The following is a 15,707-nucleotide window of genomic DNA, read 5'->3' on the forward strand; positions in this document are numbered from 1 at the left end:
AAGGGGCGAGCGATGCCGGATCCGATTGAAGTGCGCAAGGTGCCGATCGAGAGCGTCACGGACGCCTCCGGGCTGGAGCGGCTCATCGACGACGGGGTGATCGAGGCCCATCGGGTGCTCGCCGTCGTCGGCAAGACCGAGGGCAACGGCGGCGTGAACGACTACACCCGCATCCTGGCCGACCGCGCCTTCCGCGACGTGCTGGCGGCCAAGGGGCATCCCGCGCCCGAGACCGTGCCCCTGGTGTGGTCGGGCGGCACCGACGGCGTGCTGAGCCCGCACGCCACCGTCTTCGCCACGCTGGACCCCGCGCAGGCGGTCGCGTCGGACGAGCCGCGCGTGTCGGTCGGGGTCGCGATGAGCGAGGTGATCCTGCCCGAGGACATCGGACGGCCCGCCATGGTGGAGAAGGTCGCCGCCGGGGTGCGCGAGGCCATGAAGATCGCCGGCATCGACGACCCGCGCGACGTCCACTACGTCCAGACCAAGACGCCCCTGCTCACGCTGTCCACCATCACCGACGCCAAGAGCCGCGGTCAGGACACCGCCATCGAGGAGACCGGCCCCTCGATGGACCTGTCGAACTCGACCACCGCCCTCGGCGTCGCGGTGGCACTCGGCGAGATCGACATGCCGGGCGCGGACCAGATCCACAAGGACCTGACGCTGTACTCGTCGGTGGCGTCCTGCTCCTCGGGGGTCGAGCTGGACCGGGCGCAGATCGTCCTGGTGGGCAACGTGCGCGGCATCGGCGGCCGCTACCGCATCGGCCACGGCGTCATGCGCGACGCCCTGGACGCCGACGGCATCTGGGAGGCGATCCGCGACGCGGGCCTGCCGCTGCCGGACCGCCCGCACCACTCCGACCTGGGCGGCCGCCTGGTGAACGTCTTCATGAAGTGCGAGGCGGACCCGTCGGGCCGGGTCAGAGGCCGGCGCAACATCATGCTCGACGACTCCGACGTGCACTGGCACCGCCAGATCAAGGCCACCGTGGGCGGCGTCGCGGCGGCCGTCACCGGCGACCCGGCGGTGTTCGTCTCCGTGGCCGCCGTCCACCAGGGCCCCTCGGGCGGCGGCCCGGTGGCGGCGATCGCCGACCTGTCGGAGGACGACGGCTAGACCGACAGGCGCTTGAGGCGGGTCACCGCCTCCTCGATCACCTCGTCCTTCTTGCAGAAGGCGAACCTGACGAAGTGGCCGCCGCGCTCGGGACGCTCGTAGAAGACCTGCGTGGGGATGGCGACCACACCCGCGAGCTCAGGCAGCCGGTGGGCGAACTCCAGCCCGTCGGTGAAGCCGAGCGGGCGGATGTCGGTCTGCACGAAGTAGGTGCCGGCGGGTTCGAACACCTCGAAGCCCGCCGCCGTCAGCCCCTCCATCAACCGGTCGCGCTTGTCCTGCAGCGAGGCGCGCAGCGCGGCGACCCACTCCTTCTCGTGCCGCAGGCCGTAGGCGACCGCGACCTGCCAGGGCGCGCCCGCGGTGAAGGTGAGGAACTGCTTGACCGACTGCACGGCCGTGACCAGCGGAGCGGGAGCGCACACCCAGCCCGTCTTCCAGCCGGTGACCGAGAACGTCTTGCCCGCCGAGGAGATCATCACCGTGCGCTCGCGCATGCCCGGCAGCGTGGCCAGCGGGATGTGCTCGACGCCGCCGAAGGTGAGGTGCTCGTACACCTCGTCCGTGATCGCGATCAGCCCGTGCTCCTGGCAGAGCTCGGCGATGAGCGTCAGCTCGTCGCGGGTGAAGACCGTGCCGGTGGGGTTGTGCGGGGAGTTGACCAGGATCACCCGCGTCCGGGGGGTGATCGCGGCACGCAGCTCGTCCGGGTCGAAGGTGAAGCGGCCGGCGACCGGGCGCAGCGTCACACCGACGAGGCGGGCCTGCGCCAGCGCGATCGAGGCGGCGTAGGAGTCGTAGTAGGGCTCGAAGGCGACCACCTCGTCGCCCGGCTCGCACAGAGCGAGCACGGAGGCGGCGATCGCCTCGGTGGCGCCCACCGTGACCAGGATCTCGCCCGCCGGGTCGTAGTCGAGCCCGTAGCGCTCGGCCCGGTGCTCCGACACCGCCTGCCGCAACTCCATGACACCGGGCCCCGGAGGGTACTGGTTGGCGCCCGACCTGATCGCGTGCACGGCCCGGTCCAGCATCGCGGCCGGTCCGTCGGTGTCAGGGAAACCCTGGCCCAGATTGATCGCTCCGGTCCGGGTGGCAAGGGCGCTCATTTCCGCGAAGATCGTCGTGCCGAAGGAGCGCATCCGGGAGACAAGTGGTTCCGTCACGAGCCCCACACTAGTAGTCCTGGCCCGTGATCTTCGGGCCGCGGTCGTAAGGTGGTTGCCCTGGGCACTGGGACGCGCATTCGTGAGCTCGACGCTCTCCGCGGCTTCGCGGTGGGCGGGATCATGCTGGTCAACACCTGGCAGCACGCCGTCCACGAGCCGGCCACCGGCATCGACTGGGTGATCGACAACCTCTTCCAGAGCCGCTTCTACCCGATCTTCTCGCTGCTGTTCGGCATCAGCTTCGTGCTGTTCCTGGAGCGGGCGGACCGGCGGGTGCTGCTGCGGCGGCTGTTCTGGCTGCTGCTGTTCGGGCTGATCCAGCACACCTGGTACACGGGCGAGGTGCTGACCGACTACGCCTTCTTCGGCGCGCTGGTGCTCGTGCCCGCCTCGTTCCTGCCCGGCGGCGTCCCGGTGCTCGTCCTCGGCCTGGCGCTGCTCGGCTGGAGCATCGCGCATGACGGCGGGTTCCTGCGCTTCGAGGGCGCGCTCTCGATCGTCCCCACCGGCCCCCTGCTCATCCCCGCCGCCTTCCTGATCGGCATGGGGCTCATGCGGCTGCGGCCGCCCAGGCGGCTGCTGGCGCCCGCGTTCACGGTGAGCGCGCCGGCCGCCGCGCTGCTGTTCGCCGTCTGGACCTCCACCGGCGACTGGACGGTCTACCTGGCGAGCGCGGTGGTCTCGGCCGCCGCCTACTCCACCGGCCTGCTGCTGGTGCTGCGCCCGTGGCTGTCGGCCGTGCTGGAGCCGCTGGGCAAGATGGCGCTGACCAACTACGTGTCCGGCACGGTGGTCATCGTCCTGGCCGACCCGCTGATCGACGCCGACCGCACCCGCTGGTCGGTGCTCACCGTGGCGGCCCTCACCGTGGCCGCGCAGGTGCTCTTCAGCAGGTGGTGGCTGGGGCGCTACCGCTATGGCCCGCTCGAGTGGGTCTGGCGCTGCCTGACCTGGTTTCGGTACGTGCCGAACCGGTTAGAGTCGGGCCGTGACGAGAATCGCCCTCTGCCAGATCCCGGTGTCACCTGACCCAGCGGTCAACCTGACAAGGGTCCGCGAAGCCCTGGCCAGAGCCGAAGGCGCCGACCTCGCGATCTTCCCCGAGGCGACGCTCACCCGCTACGGCAGGCGCATCACCGAGCTGGCCGAGCCGCTCGACGGGCCGTTCGTCTCCGGCCTGGCCGAGGCGGCCAGGCGGCACGGCCTCGCGGTGATCGCCGGAGTGTTCGAGCCGGGCGAGGACCGGGTGCACAACACCGCCGTCGCCATCGACGCCGGCGGCGACATCAAGGCGGCATACCGTAAGATCCATCTGTTCGACTCCTTCGGCGCCAAGGAGTCCGAGCTGGTCGCCCCCGGCGCTGAGCCCACGGTGGTGGAGCTCGCCGGGCTCAGGGTCGGGCTGGTCACCTGCTACGACATCCGCTTCCCGGAGCTGACCAGGGCACTGGTCGACCGGGGCGCCGAGCTGTTCGCCGTCATCGCCGCCTGGGGCTCCGGCCCGCTCAAGGAGGACCACTGGGTCACGCTGGTGCGAGCCAGAGCGCTGGAGAACACGATGTGGACCGCGGCCGTCGGCCAGGCCCCCAATCCGGCCGAGTCCACGGACGGGTTCGGGGTGGGCCGCAGCATGCTGGTCGATCCGCTGGGGGTGGTCAGAGCCGACCTCGGCACCTCACCCGGCGTGCAGGTCGTGCGGCTCGAGCCGGAGGCGACCGTCTCGGCCAGGGCGACCCTGCCCTGCCTCGAACATCGGGTTCTCGGCGTCAACCGATCGTAAAGTGGGAATCATGAGCGGAACGCAGATGCAGAAGGTGGTCCCGCCGCGTCTGCTGGTGCCGTACCTGTCGGGCAAGCGCACCGTCATATCCGGATACGTCTACCGAATGCAGGACTGCGCCAGGCTGACCACGCCGGAACAGCTCTACCTCGGGCTGGACTTATCGTTCGAAGGCTCGGAGCTGACCGGCGAGGTGCCCGAGCTCTACGTCATGCGCTGGCACGCCCGCGACGTCGACACCTACGCCGTGCCGTACGGCCCGCACATGGGGGGCGACTGGAGCGACACTCCGCCGTTCGCCGGCAACGGGTTCACCACCTCGCGCGAGCACGTGGTGCCGCAGTTCCACACCATCCCGATGCCGATCCCGGCGGGGGCGCAGATCGTGCACATCACGGGCGAGGGCGAGCGGCCGTTCGCCGACTACGACGGGCTGACCTGGCGGCCCGCGGCATGAACGACGAGATCACACCGATCGCCTCGGGCTTCGTCGCCCGCTTCGGCGAGCGCACGCTGCCCGCCGCGCTCGGCCCCGACGACCAGGTGGTGCTCTTCAGCGAGGAGGAGCTGGAGGGCTTCGAGGCCGCGTCCGGCTACTGGCGGCGCACGGCCGCCCGGCCGGAGCTGGAGTGGCTCGTGCTGATCCGCACGGTCGGCGCGTTCGGCGGCGAGCCCTGCATCGTGCTCGACGAGGACGAGGACGGCCTGCACATCGCCTACACCGGCCACAGCGGGATGAAGGCGGAGGCACTCGGCTACTGGATGGTCGACCACGGCGCCTACGAGGTCGTGGTGCCGCGCGAGGAGGTCTTCTCGATCCGGGTCGAGCGGATCCCCGTCCCCTGACCCACCGGCGCCCGCCCGGCCTAGCCGCCCAGGTGGCGGTAGCGGGCCAGGCGGGCCGCCAGGCGATCCGCCGGGCTGTGCGTCCCCAGGCCGGCGATCTCGTACTCCAGTGCCCGCCCCACGCGCTCGCAGAACGCCCGCTGCTCGTAGGCGGCGTCGGGCAGCTCCGGGATGACCCGGTCGACGATGCCGTCGCGGCGCAGGTCGGTGGCGCGGATGCGCTGCGCCTGGGCGATCTCGGGGGCGAAGTCCACGCTGCGGTAGAGGATCGCCGAAGCGCCCTCGGGCGGCAGCGGCGAGAGCCACGCGTGCTGCGCGCTCAGCACCCGGTCGGCGGGCAGCAGGGCCAGCGCTGCCCCACCGGCGCCCTCGCCGAGCAGCAGGCAGACCGTCGGCGCGTCGAGCGTGACCAGCTCGGCCAGGCAGCGGGCGATCTCCCCGGACAGCCCGCCCTCCTCGGCGGACTTCGACAGCGCCGCGCCCGCCGTGTCGATCATCGTGACCAGAGGCAGCCCCAGGTCGGCGGCGAGCCGCATGCCGCGCCTCGCCACCCGCAGTCCGGCGGGGCCCAGCGGCGAGTTGGCCCGCTGTCTGCGCCGGTCCTGGCCGAGCACCACGGCGGGCGCCGTGCCGAACCTGGCCAGCGCCAGCAGCAGGCCGGGCTCGTTCTCGCCCGCGCCGCTGCCGCTGAGCGGCGTCACGTCGGTGGCGGCCAGCTTGAGCAGGGTCCGCACGCCCGGCCGGTCGTCGCGGCGCGAGCGGGTGATCGCCTCCCACGCCTCGACCGGCCGCAGATCCTCCTCGGGCGCCTGGCCGGCCTCGACCCGGTCGCCGCCCGCGGCCAGCACGGACAGGGCGCCGATCGCGACCTCGCGCGCGTCGTCCGCCGCCACCACCGCGTCGATCAGCCCATGCTCGAACAGGTTCTCCGCCACCTGCACGTGCTCCGGGAACGGGTAGCCGTGCAGCGACTCGAACACCCTCGGCCCCAGGAACCCGATGAGCGCTCCGGGCTCGGCCGCCGTCACGTGGCCGAGCGACCCCCACGACGCGAACACCCCGCCGGTGGTCGGATGCCGCAGGTAGACCACGTACGGCAGGCCGGCGGCCCGGTGCGCCTGCACGGCCACCGTGATTTTGATCATCTGCACGAAGGCGAGCGCGCCCTCCTGCATCCTGGTGCCGCCCGAGGCGGGCGCGGCCAGCAGCGGCAGCCGCTCGCGGGTGGCCCGCTCGATCGCGGAGACGATCCGCTCCGCCGCCGCCAGCCCGATCGACCCGGCCATGAAGGAGAACTCGGACGCCACCACGGCCACCTTGCGCCCGCCGAGCAGGCCCTCACCGGTGATCACGGCCTCGTCGTAGCCGGACTTGACCCGGGCCGCGGCCAGCTCCTCGGCATAGGAGGAGCCCGGCTCGGCCGGGTCGGCGGGCGGCGCGTCCCATGATTTCCACGAGCCTCCGTCGAGGACCGTCTCGATCAGCGTGCGCGCGTCCGGACGGCTCACCATCGCTCCCTCTCGTCCACCGGTGATGCAATGTTGACGCACGAGCCGCCCCGCCGGTGCCACGGAATCCCGATCACCGCTCTCGCTCTTCGAGCCAGCCGAGCACGGCCTCGCCGTCCTGGTCGAGCGTGGGCGGCGCGGTGTGCTCGACGCCGGTGAGGCCGTCGAAGCGCAGCGGCGGCCCGGGCAGCTCGATCCTGCCGAGCACCGGATGGTCCACCTCGACCAGCAGCCCCTGCGAGCGGGTCTGCTCCCAGGCGTAGACCTCGTCGAGCGAGCGGATGGCGCCCGCCGGCACCCCTGCCTCCGCCAGCCTGGCCAGCCAGTGAGCCCGGTCGTGGGCGGCCAAGGCCTTCTCCATGTCGGCGATCAGCTCATCCCGGTGCGCGAATCTCTCCCTGTTGATCGCATATTTCGCTATATGTGGGTCAATGTCGAGTAGCGTGGCGACCTTCTTCCACTGGCCCTCGTTCGCGGCCGCGATCTGCAGCATGCCGTCCGCGCACCGGAAGGCGCCGTAGGGGGCGATCGAGGCGTGGTGGTTGCCGCCGGCGCCCGGCACCTGCCCGCCCACCGTCCAGGCGGTGCCGTGGTAGGAGTGCACGCCGGTGACCGCCGCCAGCAGGGACGTCCGCACCACCCGCCCCCTGCCCGTGTGCTCGCGCTCGTACAGGGCCGCGGCCACGCCGTACGCGCCGTGGATGCCCGCGAGCAGGTCGGCCACCGAGGCGCCCACCCGGTAGGGCTCGTCGCGGGACGGCCCGGTCAGCGACATCAGCCCCGCCTCGCCCTGGGCGATCTGGTCATACCCGGGCCGGCCGCCCTCGGGCCCGTCGTGGCCGAACCCGGTGATCGACAGGATGACCAGCCGGGGGTTCAGCTCGTGCAGCCGCTCGACCGGAAAGCCGAGCCGGTCGAGCACGCCCGTGCGGAAGTTCTCGACCAGCACGTCGCTCTGCCGCACCAGCCGCTCGATGAGCTGCTTGCCCTCGGCGGACTTCAGGTCGACGGCGATGGACTGCTTGTTGCGATTGGCCGCCAGGAAATAAGTCGATATTTCGTGATCTGGGCCTACGAACGGCGGCCCCCACCCCCGTGACTCGTCTCCCCCGTCCGGATGCTCCACCTTGATGACCCGCGCGCCCAGATCCCCGAGCATCTGCGCGGCGTGCGGGCCCGCGAGGGCCCTGGACAGGTCGAGCACCACGATGTCACCCAGCGGTCCGCGCAAGATCGACCTCCAGCCTGGTTCCGAACCGCCATTCTTTCAGCCACCCCATCCCAGTCCCCTACCCTGGGCCGGTGATTTCCCTGGCCCGTCGCATCCGGGCGCTCCCGCCCTCCTGTGGCCCGGTGCGCCTGGTGGCCGTCGACGGCCCCGCGGGCTCCGGCAAGACGACCCTCGCGGGCCGGCTCGCGGCCGCCCTGGACTGCCAGGTGATCCACAGCGACGACTTCCCCGTACCCTGGGACGAAGGCCCCGCCACCTGGTTCGCCGCCCTCGACCGGCAGGTCCTGCAGCCCCTGGGGCAGGGCCGCCCCGGCGCCTTCCGCCGCTACGACTGGGTACGCGCCGCGTACGCCGAACGAGTCGTGGTCCCTCTCGCCCCGGCGCTCATCGTCGAAGGCGTCGGCACGGCCCGCGCGTCGGCGGCGCCCCTGCTGGCGTACACCATCTGGGTCGAGGCCCCCGAGGACCTCCGCCTGCGGCGCGTGCTCGCCCGTGACGGCGCCGAGCTGGAGCCGCGGTGGCGCGCCTGGTTCGACGCCGAGCGGGCCTGGTTCGACGCCGACGGCACCCGCGCCAGAGCGGACGAGGTCATCACCACCTGAGGCGTCTCAGAGGTGGTGGATGGCGTTGAAGTGCAGGAGCCGCAGCCGGCCCGCCACGGTGTGCCAGGTGGAGACCGAGGCGTTCAGGATCGGCGCGAACTCCTCCAGAGCCGCCAGGTCGGCGTCCGGCGTGTCGGCGATCACGTGCCGCAGGACCAGCACCACCGCGTCGTGGGCGACGATCAGCACGCGGCGGCCGTCCGCCCGCTCGCGCAGGTCGGTGAGCAGGTCGCGCAGGCGGACCGCCACGTCGCCGAAGGACTCGCCCCGCGGCGGCCGGTAGCGGTATTCGCCCTCCGCCCGCCAGCGCTCCAGCTCGTGGGGGAAGCGCTGCGCGATGGCGGCCTCGTTGTAGGCGCTCAGCAGCCCCCACCCCCGGTCCCGCAGGCGCTCGTCCACCGTGACCGGGAGCGGATCGGCGCCCCAGGACCGCTGGGCGATCGCCCAGGTGTCGAGGGCGCGCAGGTAGGGGGAGCACCAGACGAGCTCGGGCGCCTCGTCGGCCGGGAGCGCCGCCAGGAGCCCGCCGAACGCCGCCGCCTGCTCGCGGCCGAGCTCGGTCAGCGTCACCTCGTCGTCGCCGCGCTCGTAGACCAGCGGGTCGGTGCCCGCCTGCCGGTAGGCGAGGTTCGCCTCACTCTCGCCGTGTCGCACGGCGACGATCCGCACCGGGCCCATGGGGCACATCTTGTCACGGCACGGCTTTCGATATTACGGTCAAGGCCGTTATAGCAAATCCACAGGAGGCGCTTGTGCGTATTCTCTTGGCGGCCATGCTCGCTGCCTTAGCCATCGCTACACAGGCCCAGGCCGAATCCAAGGCAGCCCCGCCGACCGGATGCGGGTTCCAGAATCTCGGCACGCTGCCGCTCACCGGCGCCACCACGGCGGGCACCGCACTCGACGGCGACCGCGTGTACTCGGTCACCTCCAGCGCGTCCGGTCCCGCCATGCTCGCCATCAGGAACGCCTCCGACGCCACCCTGATCGCCGAGAAGCCGCTGCCGCTCGCGCTCGGCTCCTGGGCCGTGACCGTGGCCCCGGACCACTCCGTCTACGTCGGCAGCTACAACGCCACGGCCGGAGCCATGGGCAGGCTGTTCCGCTACGACCCGGCGAGCGGCCAGGTGAGCGAGCTGGGCATCGCGGTGCCCGGCGAGACGTTCGTGTGGACGGTGGCCGCCAGCCCCGACGGCTCCGCCGTCTACGGGGGCACCTCCCCCAACGGGCGGCTGTTCCGCTACGACACCGCCAGCGGGCGGATCGACGACCTGGGCAGCCCGGTGCCGGGCGAGCAGTACCTTCGCGACCTGGCCGTCGGCCCCGACGGGACCGTCTACGCGGGCCTCGGCGCGCAGGGCATGAAGGTCGCCGTGCTGAAGCCGGACGGCACCCTCATCAAGGTGATCGACCCGCCGGTGAGCGGAAACGGGTACGCCTACGATCTCGACGTCGTCGGCCGGCACCTGCTGGTGCGCTTCACCACCTCGACCGGGACCAACCCGATGGGCGTGTACGACCTGGCGAAGAAGTCATGGAAGGGCGTGGTCGACGACGTCGACAGCCTCACCGTGGGCGGGGGCCGGCACGGGCACGCGGTCTACCTGGTCCAGGGGGACGAGCTCGCAGAACATGACCTCAACACCGGCAAGACCACGAAACTGGGGTTCAGCGACCTCGGAGGCGGCGCCGCCAGGCCGCTCGGCTGGATCGGCACCAAACTCGTCGGCACCTCCTCCACCGGCCGCATCTGGCACTACGACCGCAAGACCGCCAAGGGCACCCTCTTCGAATCCACGGTGACCGGCCAGCCCGTCAGCATCCGATCCATGGGTGTCGGCCCAGACGGCCGCATCTACGCCGGCGGCTTCTTCACCGGCGGCCTGGCCGCCTACGATCCCGGCACCGGCGAGTCCCAGTTCTGGCCGAACGTCGGCCAGAGCGAAGGCATCGTCACCCACAAGGGCAAGCTCTACCTCGGCGTCTACCCGGGCGCCCGCATCTACGAGTTCGACGGCACCGCCCCCAAGGAGCTGCTCAACCTCACCGACCAGGAGCAGGACCGGCCGTTCGCGATGGTGTCGGCAGGCGACCTGCTGGCGTTCGGCACCGTGCCCAAGTCCGGCGTCCTCGGCGGCGCCCTCGGCCTGTACGACCCCGCCACCGGCGAAGCGGTGATCAAGCGCGACCTGATCCCCGGCCAGAGCATCATCGGCCTGGCCTACAAGGACGGGGTCCTCTACGGCACGACCTCGGCGTTCGGCGGCACCAGCACCCCGCAGGGCGAGGCGCAGGCCTTCGCGTACGACATCGCCACCGGCACCCTCAAGTGGCAGACCACCCCCGTCGCCGGCGACCTGGCGCTCGGCTCGATCACCTTCGACGGCGACGGCAAGCTGTGGGGCCTGAGCCCCGACACCCTGTACGAGCTGGACCCCGCCACCGGCCAGACCCTGCGCCAGGTCAAGCACCAGACCTACCCGTGGTCCACGGCGACCCAGGTCTGGCTCGACACCAACATCGAGCTCGGCCGCGACGGCCAGCTCTACGGCAAGGTGCAGGGCAAGGCGTACAGGATCGACCGGGCGACGATGAAGCTCACGCTCATCGCCCGCCCGATCTCGATCCTGCTCGAAGGCCCTGACGAGCACATGTACCTGTCACGCTTCGAGAACTTCTACACCTACCGCCTCTGCGGCTGATACCTGAACAGCTTCGGGCCTTCCGCGAAGTAGACGTCACCGGACCCGTGCACCGCGAGGTGGTGCACGGGTCCCTGCTTCACCACGACCGCGGCTTCCGTTCTCGGGCTGATCGTGAACACCTCCTTGCCGGCGTGCGCGCCGTACAGGAGCCTGTCCTTGGGGTTGAAGGCGAGCTGGCCGCTCGCGCCGGCGTTCGCGGACAACGTGACGCGGGAGACCACCTTGCGGGCCGCGACGTTCACGCCGAACACCTCGCCGCCCGCGACACCCCACAGGCGCCCGCGGTCGTCGAAGGTCAGCGCGGGGATGGCGGGCTTGCCCGGGGCGGGGACGAACTCCCACAGCAACCGGTTGTCCTTGACCGACCAGGCGAACAGCTTGGCCTCCGGCTGCGTCGGCGGGGTGGCCGACTGGCCGCTGTAGATGGACGTGCCGCCGTAGAGGACACCGTCGCGGTAGGCGAGCGACACGATGCTCTGGTCCTGGACGACGTTCCGCTGGGAGTGCTTCAGCTTGCCCGTGGCGGGATCCCAGACGGCCAGGACGCCGCCGAGCTGCCCGAGGTCGGGCATGGTGCCGGTCGCCACGTACCGGCCCGCCGAGACCAGGGCGCGCGGCCTGATCTGCTTGTCGGCGGCCAGGTCGAAGAGCCTGACGGGGTTGGGCTCGGGTCCCGGCTCGGGGCTGGGCGAGTATTCAGGGCTGTTCCACGGCAGCTCGGGATCGTAGGCATAGACGCGGGCCTCGGGGTAGGCGCCGACGTAGAGCTTGCCGCGATGCGTGGTCATGGCCTCGGACTGGGAGAAGGTGTGGAACTCCTCGACGCTCCCGGTCTTCGCGTCGAGCGCCGCGAAGCCGCCGTTGAGGAAGCCCCCGGTGTAGACGCGGCCGTCGGGGCCGCCGGAGATGGCGGTGATGTCGATCGGCTCGCCCCTGATCCCGGTCTGGACGAACGCCTTCGCCCCGGTCTGCGGGTTGTAGCGGAACATCAGGCCGCGCCAGAGCAGCCCGACCAGGCTCTTGCCGGGGTAGTCGGGCAGGCCGAGCTCCGCCCAGCCGATGCCGCGGGTGTTGGCCACCCGTCCGGTGACGGGCACGCCGGTGGGGGTGACGGCACGGGTACGCGGATCGTAGCTGACGAGCTCCCCCGCCTTTACAAAGTAGACCTTGCCCTGCTCGTCGGGCGGGGACACGTCGAGTCCGTGCGCCGCGTCGAGCGCGTCCACCCACTGGCCGGCGGCGATGTCCCAGACGTGCAGCGGTCCCGGGAACGCGCTGCTGAACCTGACGAACACGAAGCCCTCGGCCACGTTGACGTCGTAGGCCCACTTGTCCTTCACGTCCAGGCCGGACGGAGTGGGCAGCTGCTTGACGGTGCCGTCGGCGGCGTCCACCTCGAAGAGGGCCGCGGGGTTCTCGGTGCCCGCGTAGATCTTGCCGTCGGCGTAGGCGATGCTGCGGACGTAGGAGTGGGTCGCCGAGAGCTTGCCGTAGTCACGCACCCCGGTGGCGGGGTCGTAGCCGAACAGGCGGCCGCCCGGGGAGGTGCCGCCGTAGACGGTCGCGCCCTCGCCCGCGGCCACGGTCCAGATGAAGTTCTCCGAGGCGAGCGGCCGGCCGAGGTCGGCGACGCCCGACTCCCGCGTCCACCGGTAGAGGTGGCCGTCGCCGTAGGTGCCCGCGTAGACGCTGCCGTCGGGGGTCGCGTCCACCGCCCACGCGCCGGCGGCGCCGGGCAGGTCGAACCGGGCCACCTCGGCGCCGGTGGCCGGGTCGACCGCGTTGAGATGGGCCGGAGCACCGGACGAGGCGCCCCAGAGCACGGGGGCGCCGTCCGGGCCGGGGGCGACGGTGCCGCCGAGGAGCAGCACGTCCTGGAGCGGCACGCCGAGATCGGTCAGCTTGCCGCCCGCCGCGTGCGCGGGGGCCACCGGTCCGAGCAGCGCGAGGGCGGTCACGCCGGCGACAAGCGCCCGTTTTATTAAGGTCATGACCGAAACTTAGAAATCAATGCGCCGGTCGTCAATAGGGCATTTACGGTTAGGGCCGAAATCGTTGCAGACGGGTGGACGAGCAGGGAGGATCTGAGATCAGGGACGGAAGGCCAGCACTTTGGCCAGGGCCTCGGCGATGTCGGCGGCGCGGGCCGGGTCGTCCATGAGCATCGACTGGCGCACCCAGACCACGCTCCTGGCGGCCGCCTCGGACGCGGGGCACGGCTCGGCCCGGGCCCCCTCGGCGGTGAGCGCGGACATCGTGCCGAGCGGCGGGTAGCCGGCGTCGATCGGCACCCCTTCCGCGGCCATCGCGGCGAGCAGGAGGTCGCGGTCCACGGGCGCGTTGACGCGCAGCATGAGCAGGTGGCGGGAGTCGCGGGTGGTGCCCGGCGGCTGTGGCACCAGCGTCACCGCCCCCGCGTCGGGCAGGTGGGCGAGCTCGCGCTCCAGGGCGTCGCAGAAGGCGTTCCTGCGGTCGATCTCGTCGTCCAGCCGGTCCAGCCAGGGCAGCAGGAGCGCCGCCTGGATCTCGGTGAGGCGCAGGTTCCAGCCGACCGACGGGTGGCCGTACCACTGGCCGCCGAGTCTGCGGCCGAGGTTGCACACCGACCAGATCGCCTCGTGGGCCGCCTCGTCCCGGCAGACGATCAGGCCGCCCTCCCCGGCGGTCATCGCCTTGCTCGCCTGGAAGCTGTAGACGCCCGCGTCGCCCAGGCCGCCGACGGGCCGGCCTTGGTAGGTGGCGCCGTGCGCCTGGGCGGCGTCCTCCACGACCGCGAGGCCGTGCCGGGCGGCCAGGGCGTTCAGCGGATCCATGTCCGCGGCGCTGCCCGCCAGGTGGACCGGCATGACGGCGGCCGTCCTGCCGGTGACGGCCTGCCCGACGGCCTGCGGCGACAGGTGCAGATCGCCCGGGTCCACGTCCACGATCACCGGGACGGCTCCGGCAAGCAGGACCGCCGTGGCCGAGGCGACGAAGGTGTAGGCGGGGATGATCACCTCGTCGCCGCGGCCGACGCCCAGTCCCTTGAGCGCGGCGAACAGGCCCAGCGTCGCGTTCCCGACCGCGATCCCGTACGGCACACCGGACGTGCGGGCGAACGCGGCGGTCAGGTCCGCGACCACGCGGCCCCCCTGGGTGGCGCCCCAGAGCCCGCTTTCCAGCACGCCGGTGACGAGCTCGCGCTGCGCGGCGTCGAGAGGTGGCGGCCAGGTGGGCCACGGGGTGGAACGGACCGGGGTGCCGCCATGGAGGGCGAGTGTCACGGGAACGTCCTTCCGCCCGCCTGGGCGGCGGGCTAGCTGATCGGAGCGGGGAGGTTGAGCAGACGGGCCAGGTTGCCGCCCTGGACGAGGGCGCGGTCGGCGTCGGTGAGCGGGGCCAGGGCGATGCGGCCGTAGCCGGTTCGCAGGTCGAGGAAGCACGCGTCCGAGCCGAACACCACGCGCTCGGCCCCGGCCAGCGCCACCAGGCGGGCGATCCAGCGGCCGGTCATCTTGGAACCGCACACGTCCAGGTGGACGTTCGGGTGAGCCTCGACGGTCCGGACCGCGCGGGCGAAGCCGTTCGGCCACAGGCCGGTGTGTCCCAGGAGGAGCGGCACGCCGGGGTGGCGGGCCGCGACGGCGGCGAACTGGGCGGGGTCGCTCCAGGGCGAGTCCGTCTGGCCGTGGGCGAGCACGGGCAGCCCGAGCTCCCAGACCGGTTCGTAGGCCGGGTCGTCGAGGCGGCACTCGTGCACGTCGGGGTGGAGTTTGACGCCCCACACGCCGTCGCGGGTGAGCGGGGTGCGGTGGTGCGGGTTGTAGACCTGCCAGACGCCGAACCGGCCGGGGAAGCGCTCGGCGATCTCCATGGCGAGCCGGTTGCCGCGCACCGCGTCGGGCCCGACGGCGAGCAGGTGGCTGATGCCCATGGCGGTGACGCCGATCCGGTCCATGGTGGCGAGGAGCCCCTCGGCGGTCGGGTCGGGGATGAGGAAGTCCGGCCAGGTGCCGACATGGCCGTGCGCGTCGAGAATCACAGGGAACTGTCCGAAAGGTCGAGCAGCCGGTCCAGAGAGCCGGCCGCGATCGCGTCCACCTCGGCCGCGGTCAGGTCGAGGTGGTCGAGGAGGAAGCGCGGCCCGCAGTCGTCGCCCACCGGGGCGCCGGTGCCGAACACCAGCCGCTCCGCGCCGAACCGCTCCGCCAGCCATTCGACGCCGCCCTGGGTGTTCACGGTGCCGATCTCGGCCATGACCTTGGGCGCTTCGGCCATCAGCTCGGCCAGCGCGCGCAGCCTGCGGTAGCCGGTGTTGAGCAGCAGGATCCGCTGCTCCGGCAGCCGCTCGGCGAGGGTGCGGAGCTGGGCGGGCGTGGCCTCGTCGAGGTCGACGGCGATCGGGAGGCCCACCTCGGCCAGCCAGCGCAGGGCGATCGGGCCGGTCAGGTCGAAGCGGTGCCGCTGCGGGCAGAGCCTGATCAGTCGCACCCCCCAGTCCAGGACCTCCCCCGGCGCGTACGGGACGGACGCCCCCGGCACGCCCGGCACCACGACGGGCACCGGCACGAGCCGGGGGTCGTCCAGCGCGAGGAGGGCGTCGTTGCCCGCCTGCGGGTCGGAGTAGAGGCTGAGAGTGTGGGTCACGCAGGCTCGCCCGATGCCCAGCCGGTCCATGTCGGCCCTGGGGTCCACCGGCAGGTCGTCGAACGGCACGGGACCGACCAGCCGGTGAGCGTCCACCACTAGTTTCGGCACAGACCGAAAC

The 15,707-nt window shown here is 72.1% G+C and carries 15 protein-coding genes; 7 read left to right on the forward strand and 8 right to left on the reverse strand.

Going from position 1 to position 15,707, the window contains the following annotated elements:
* The first annotated feature begins 12 nt into the window (after window positions 1–12).
* A complete protein-coding gene (locus V5E28_RS07410) occupies window positions 13–1,122 on the forward strand; it encodes a ring-opening amidohydrolase (RefSeq protein WP_336205644.1) in 1,110 nt (369 codons plus the stop codon).
* On the opposite strand, the gene V5E28_RS07415 is transcribed toward V5E28_RS07410, so the two are convergent.
* Window positions 1,119–2,285: a pyridoxal phosphate-dependent aminotransferase gene (locus tag V5E28_RS07415; protein WP_336205645.1), complete on the reverse strand. Its 1,167-nt coding sequence runs from the start codon at window positions 2,283–2,285 to the stop codon at window positions 1,119–1,121. The genes V5E28_RS07410 and V5E28_RS07415 overlap by 4 nt on opposite strands.
* Before the next feature lie 51 nt (window positions 2,286–2,336).
* Between V5E28_RS07415 and V5E28_RS07420 the strand changes: the two genes are divergently transcribed.
* From V5E28_RS07420 to V5E28_RS07435, 4 genes are read left to right on the forward strand one after another with little or no spacing between them, the layout of a single operon-like run.
* Complete coding sequence (locus tag V5E28_RS07420) at window positions 2,337–3,317, forward strand: DUF418 domain-containing protein (protein WP_336205646.1); 981 nt, start codon at window positions 2,337–2,339, stop codon at window positions 3,315–3,317.
* Complete coding sequence (locus V5E28_RS07425; RefSeq protein WP_336205647.1) at window positions 3,277–4,068, forward strand: carbon-nitrogen hydrolase family protein; 792 nt, start codon at window positions 3,277–3,279, stop codon at window positions 4,066–4,068. The genes V5E28_RS07420 and V5E28_RS07425 overlap by 41 nt, the downstream gene beginning before the upstream one ends.
* Window positions 4,069–4,078: 10 nt before the next feature.
* Entirely contained in the window at window positions 4,079–4,525 is a 447-nt protein-coding gene (locus tag V5E28_RS07430; RefSeq protein WP_336205648.1) for a hypothetical protein, read from the forward strand.
* Window positions 4,522–4,914: a hypothetical protein gene (locus V5E28_RS07435; RefSeq protein WP_336205649.1), complete on the forward strand. Its 393-nt coding sequence runs from the start codon at window positions 4,522–4,524 to the stop codon at window positions 4,912–4,914. Before V5E28_RS07430 ends, V5E28_RS07435 begins: the two co-directional genes overlap by 4 nt.
* Before the next feature lie 20 nt (window positions 4,915–4,934).
* Here the strand turns inward: V5E28_RS07435 and V5E28_RS07440 are convergent, their stop codons facing one another.
* Together V5E28_RS07440 and V5E28_RS07445 are read right to left on the reverse strand one after the other, a co-directional pair.
* Complete coding sequence (locus tag V5E28_RS07440; RefSeq protein WP_336205650.1) at window positions 4,935–6,425, reverse strand: carboxyl transferase domain-containing protein; 1,491 nt, start codon at window positions 6,423–6,425, stop codon at window positions 4,935–4,937.
* A gap of 70 nt (window positions 6,426–6,495) precedes the next feature.
* Window positions 6,496–7,653 carry a CaiB/BaiF CoA transferase family protein gene (locus tag V5E28_RS07445; protein WP_336205651.1) on the reverse strand — a complete coding sequence of 386 codons (1,158 nt, stop codon included), beginning with the start codon at window positions 7,651–7,653 and terminating at the stop codon, window positions 6,496–6,498.
* A 71-nt stretch (window positions 7,654–7,724) separates the two neighbouring features.
* On the opposite strand from V5E28_RS07445, the gene V5E28_RS07450 reads away from it, so the two are divergent.
* Entirely contained in the window at window positions 7,725–8,255 is a 531-nt protein-coding gene (locus V5E28_RS07450; RefSeq protein ID WP_336205652.1) for a uridine kinase family protein, read from the forward strand.
* Between the two features lie 6 nt (window positions 8,256–8,261).
* On the opposite strand, the gene V5E28_RS07455 is transcribed toward V5E28_RS07450, so the two are convergent.
* The gene (locus tag V5E28_RS07455; protein ID WP_336205653.1) at window positions 8,262–8,933 is read right to left on the reverse strand and encodes a histidine phosphatase family protein; all 672 of its coding nucleotides are present in this window, start codon (window positions 8,931–8,933) and stop codon (window positions 8,262–8,264) included.
* A 95-nt stretch (window positions 8,934–9,028) separates the two neighbouring features.
* On the opposite strand from V5E28_RS07455, the gene V5E28_RS07460 reads away from it, so the two are divergent.
* Window positions 9,029–10,957 carry a hypothetical protein gene (locus tag V5E28_RS07460; RefSeq protein WP_336205654.1) on the forward strand — a complete coding sequence of 643 codons (1,929 nt, stop codon included), beginning with the start codon at window positions 9,029–9,031 and terminating at the stop codon, window positions 10,955–10,957.
* On the opposite strand, the gene V5E28_RS07465 is transcribed toward V5E28_RS07460, so the two are convergent.
* The 4 genes from V5E28_RS07465 to V5E28_RS07480 all read right to left on the reverse strand — a co-directional run bounded on the left by V5E28_RS07465 (window position 10,939) and on the right by V5E28_RS07480 (window position 15,697).
* Window positions 10,939–12,951: an outer membrane protein assembly factor BamB family protein gene (locus V5E28_RS07465; RefSeq protein WP_336205655.1), complete on the reverse strand. Its 2,013-nt coding sequence runs from the start codon at window positions 12,949–12,951 to the stop codon at window positions 10,939–10,941. The two genes, V5E28_RS07460 and V5E28_RS07465, sit on opposite strands and share 19 nt — an antisense overlap.
* A gap of 99 nt (window positions 12,952–13,050) precedes the next feature.
* The gene (locus tag V5E28_RS07470; RefSeq protein WP_336205656.1) at window positions 13,051–14,223 is read right to left on the reverse strand and encodes a DegT/DnrJ/EryC1/StrS family aminotransferase; all 1,173 of its coding nucleotides are present in this window, start codon (window positions 14,221–14,223) and stop codon (window positions 13,051–13,053) included.
* Between the two features lie 32 nt (window positions 14,224–14,255).
* Window positions 14,256–14,981, reverse strand: a complete 726-nt coding sequence (locus V5E28_RS07475; RefSeq protein ID WP_336205657.1) for an amidohydrolase family protein — start codon at window positions 14,979–14,981, stop codon at window positions 14,256–14,258.
* Window positions 14,978–15,697, reverse strand: a complete 720-nt coding sequence (locus tag V5E28_RS07480) for an amidohydrolase family protein (protein ID WP_336205658.1) — start codon at window positions 15,695–15,697, stop codon at window positions 14,978–14,980. The genes V5E28_RS07475 and V5E28_RS07480 overlap by 4 nt, the downstream gene beginning before the upstream one ends.
* Window positions 15,698–15,707: the final 10 nt, after the last annotated feature.

This window comes from Nonomuraea sp. LPB2021202275-12-8, from assembly GCF_037044575.1.
In the GTDB taxonomy this organism is placed as follows: Bacteria; Actinomycetota; Actinomycetes; order Streptosporangiales; family Streptosporangiaceae; genus Nonomuraea.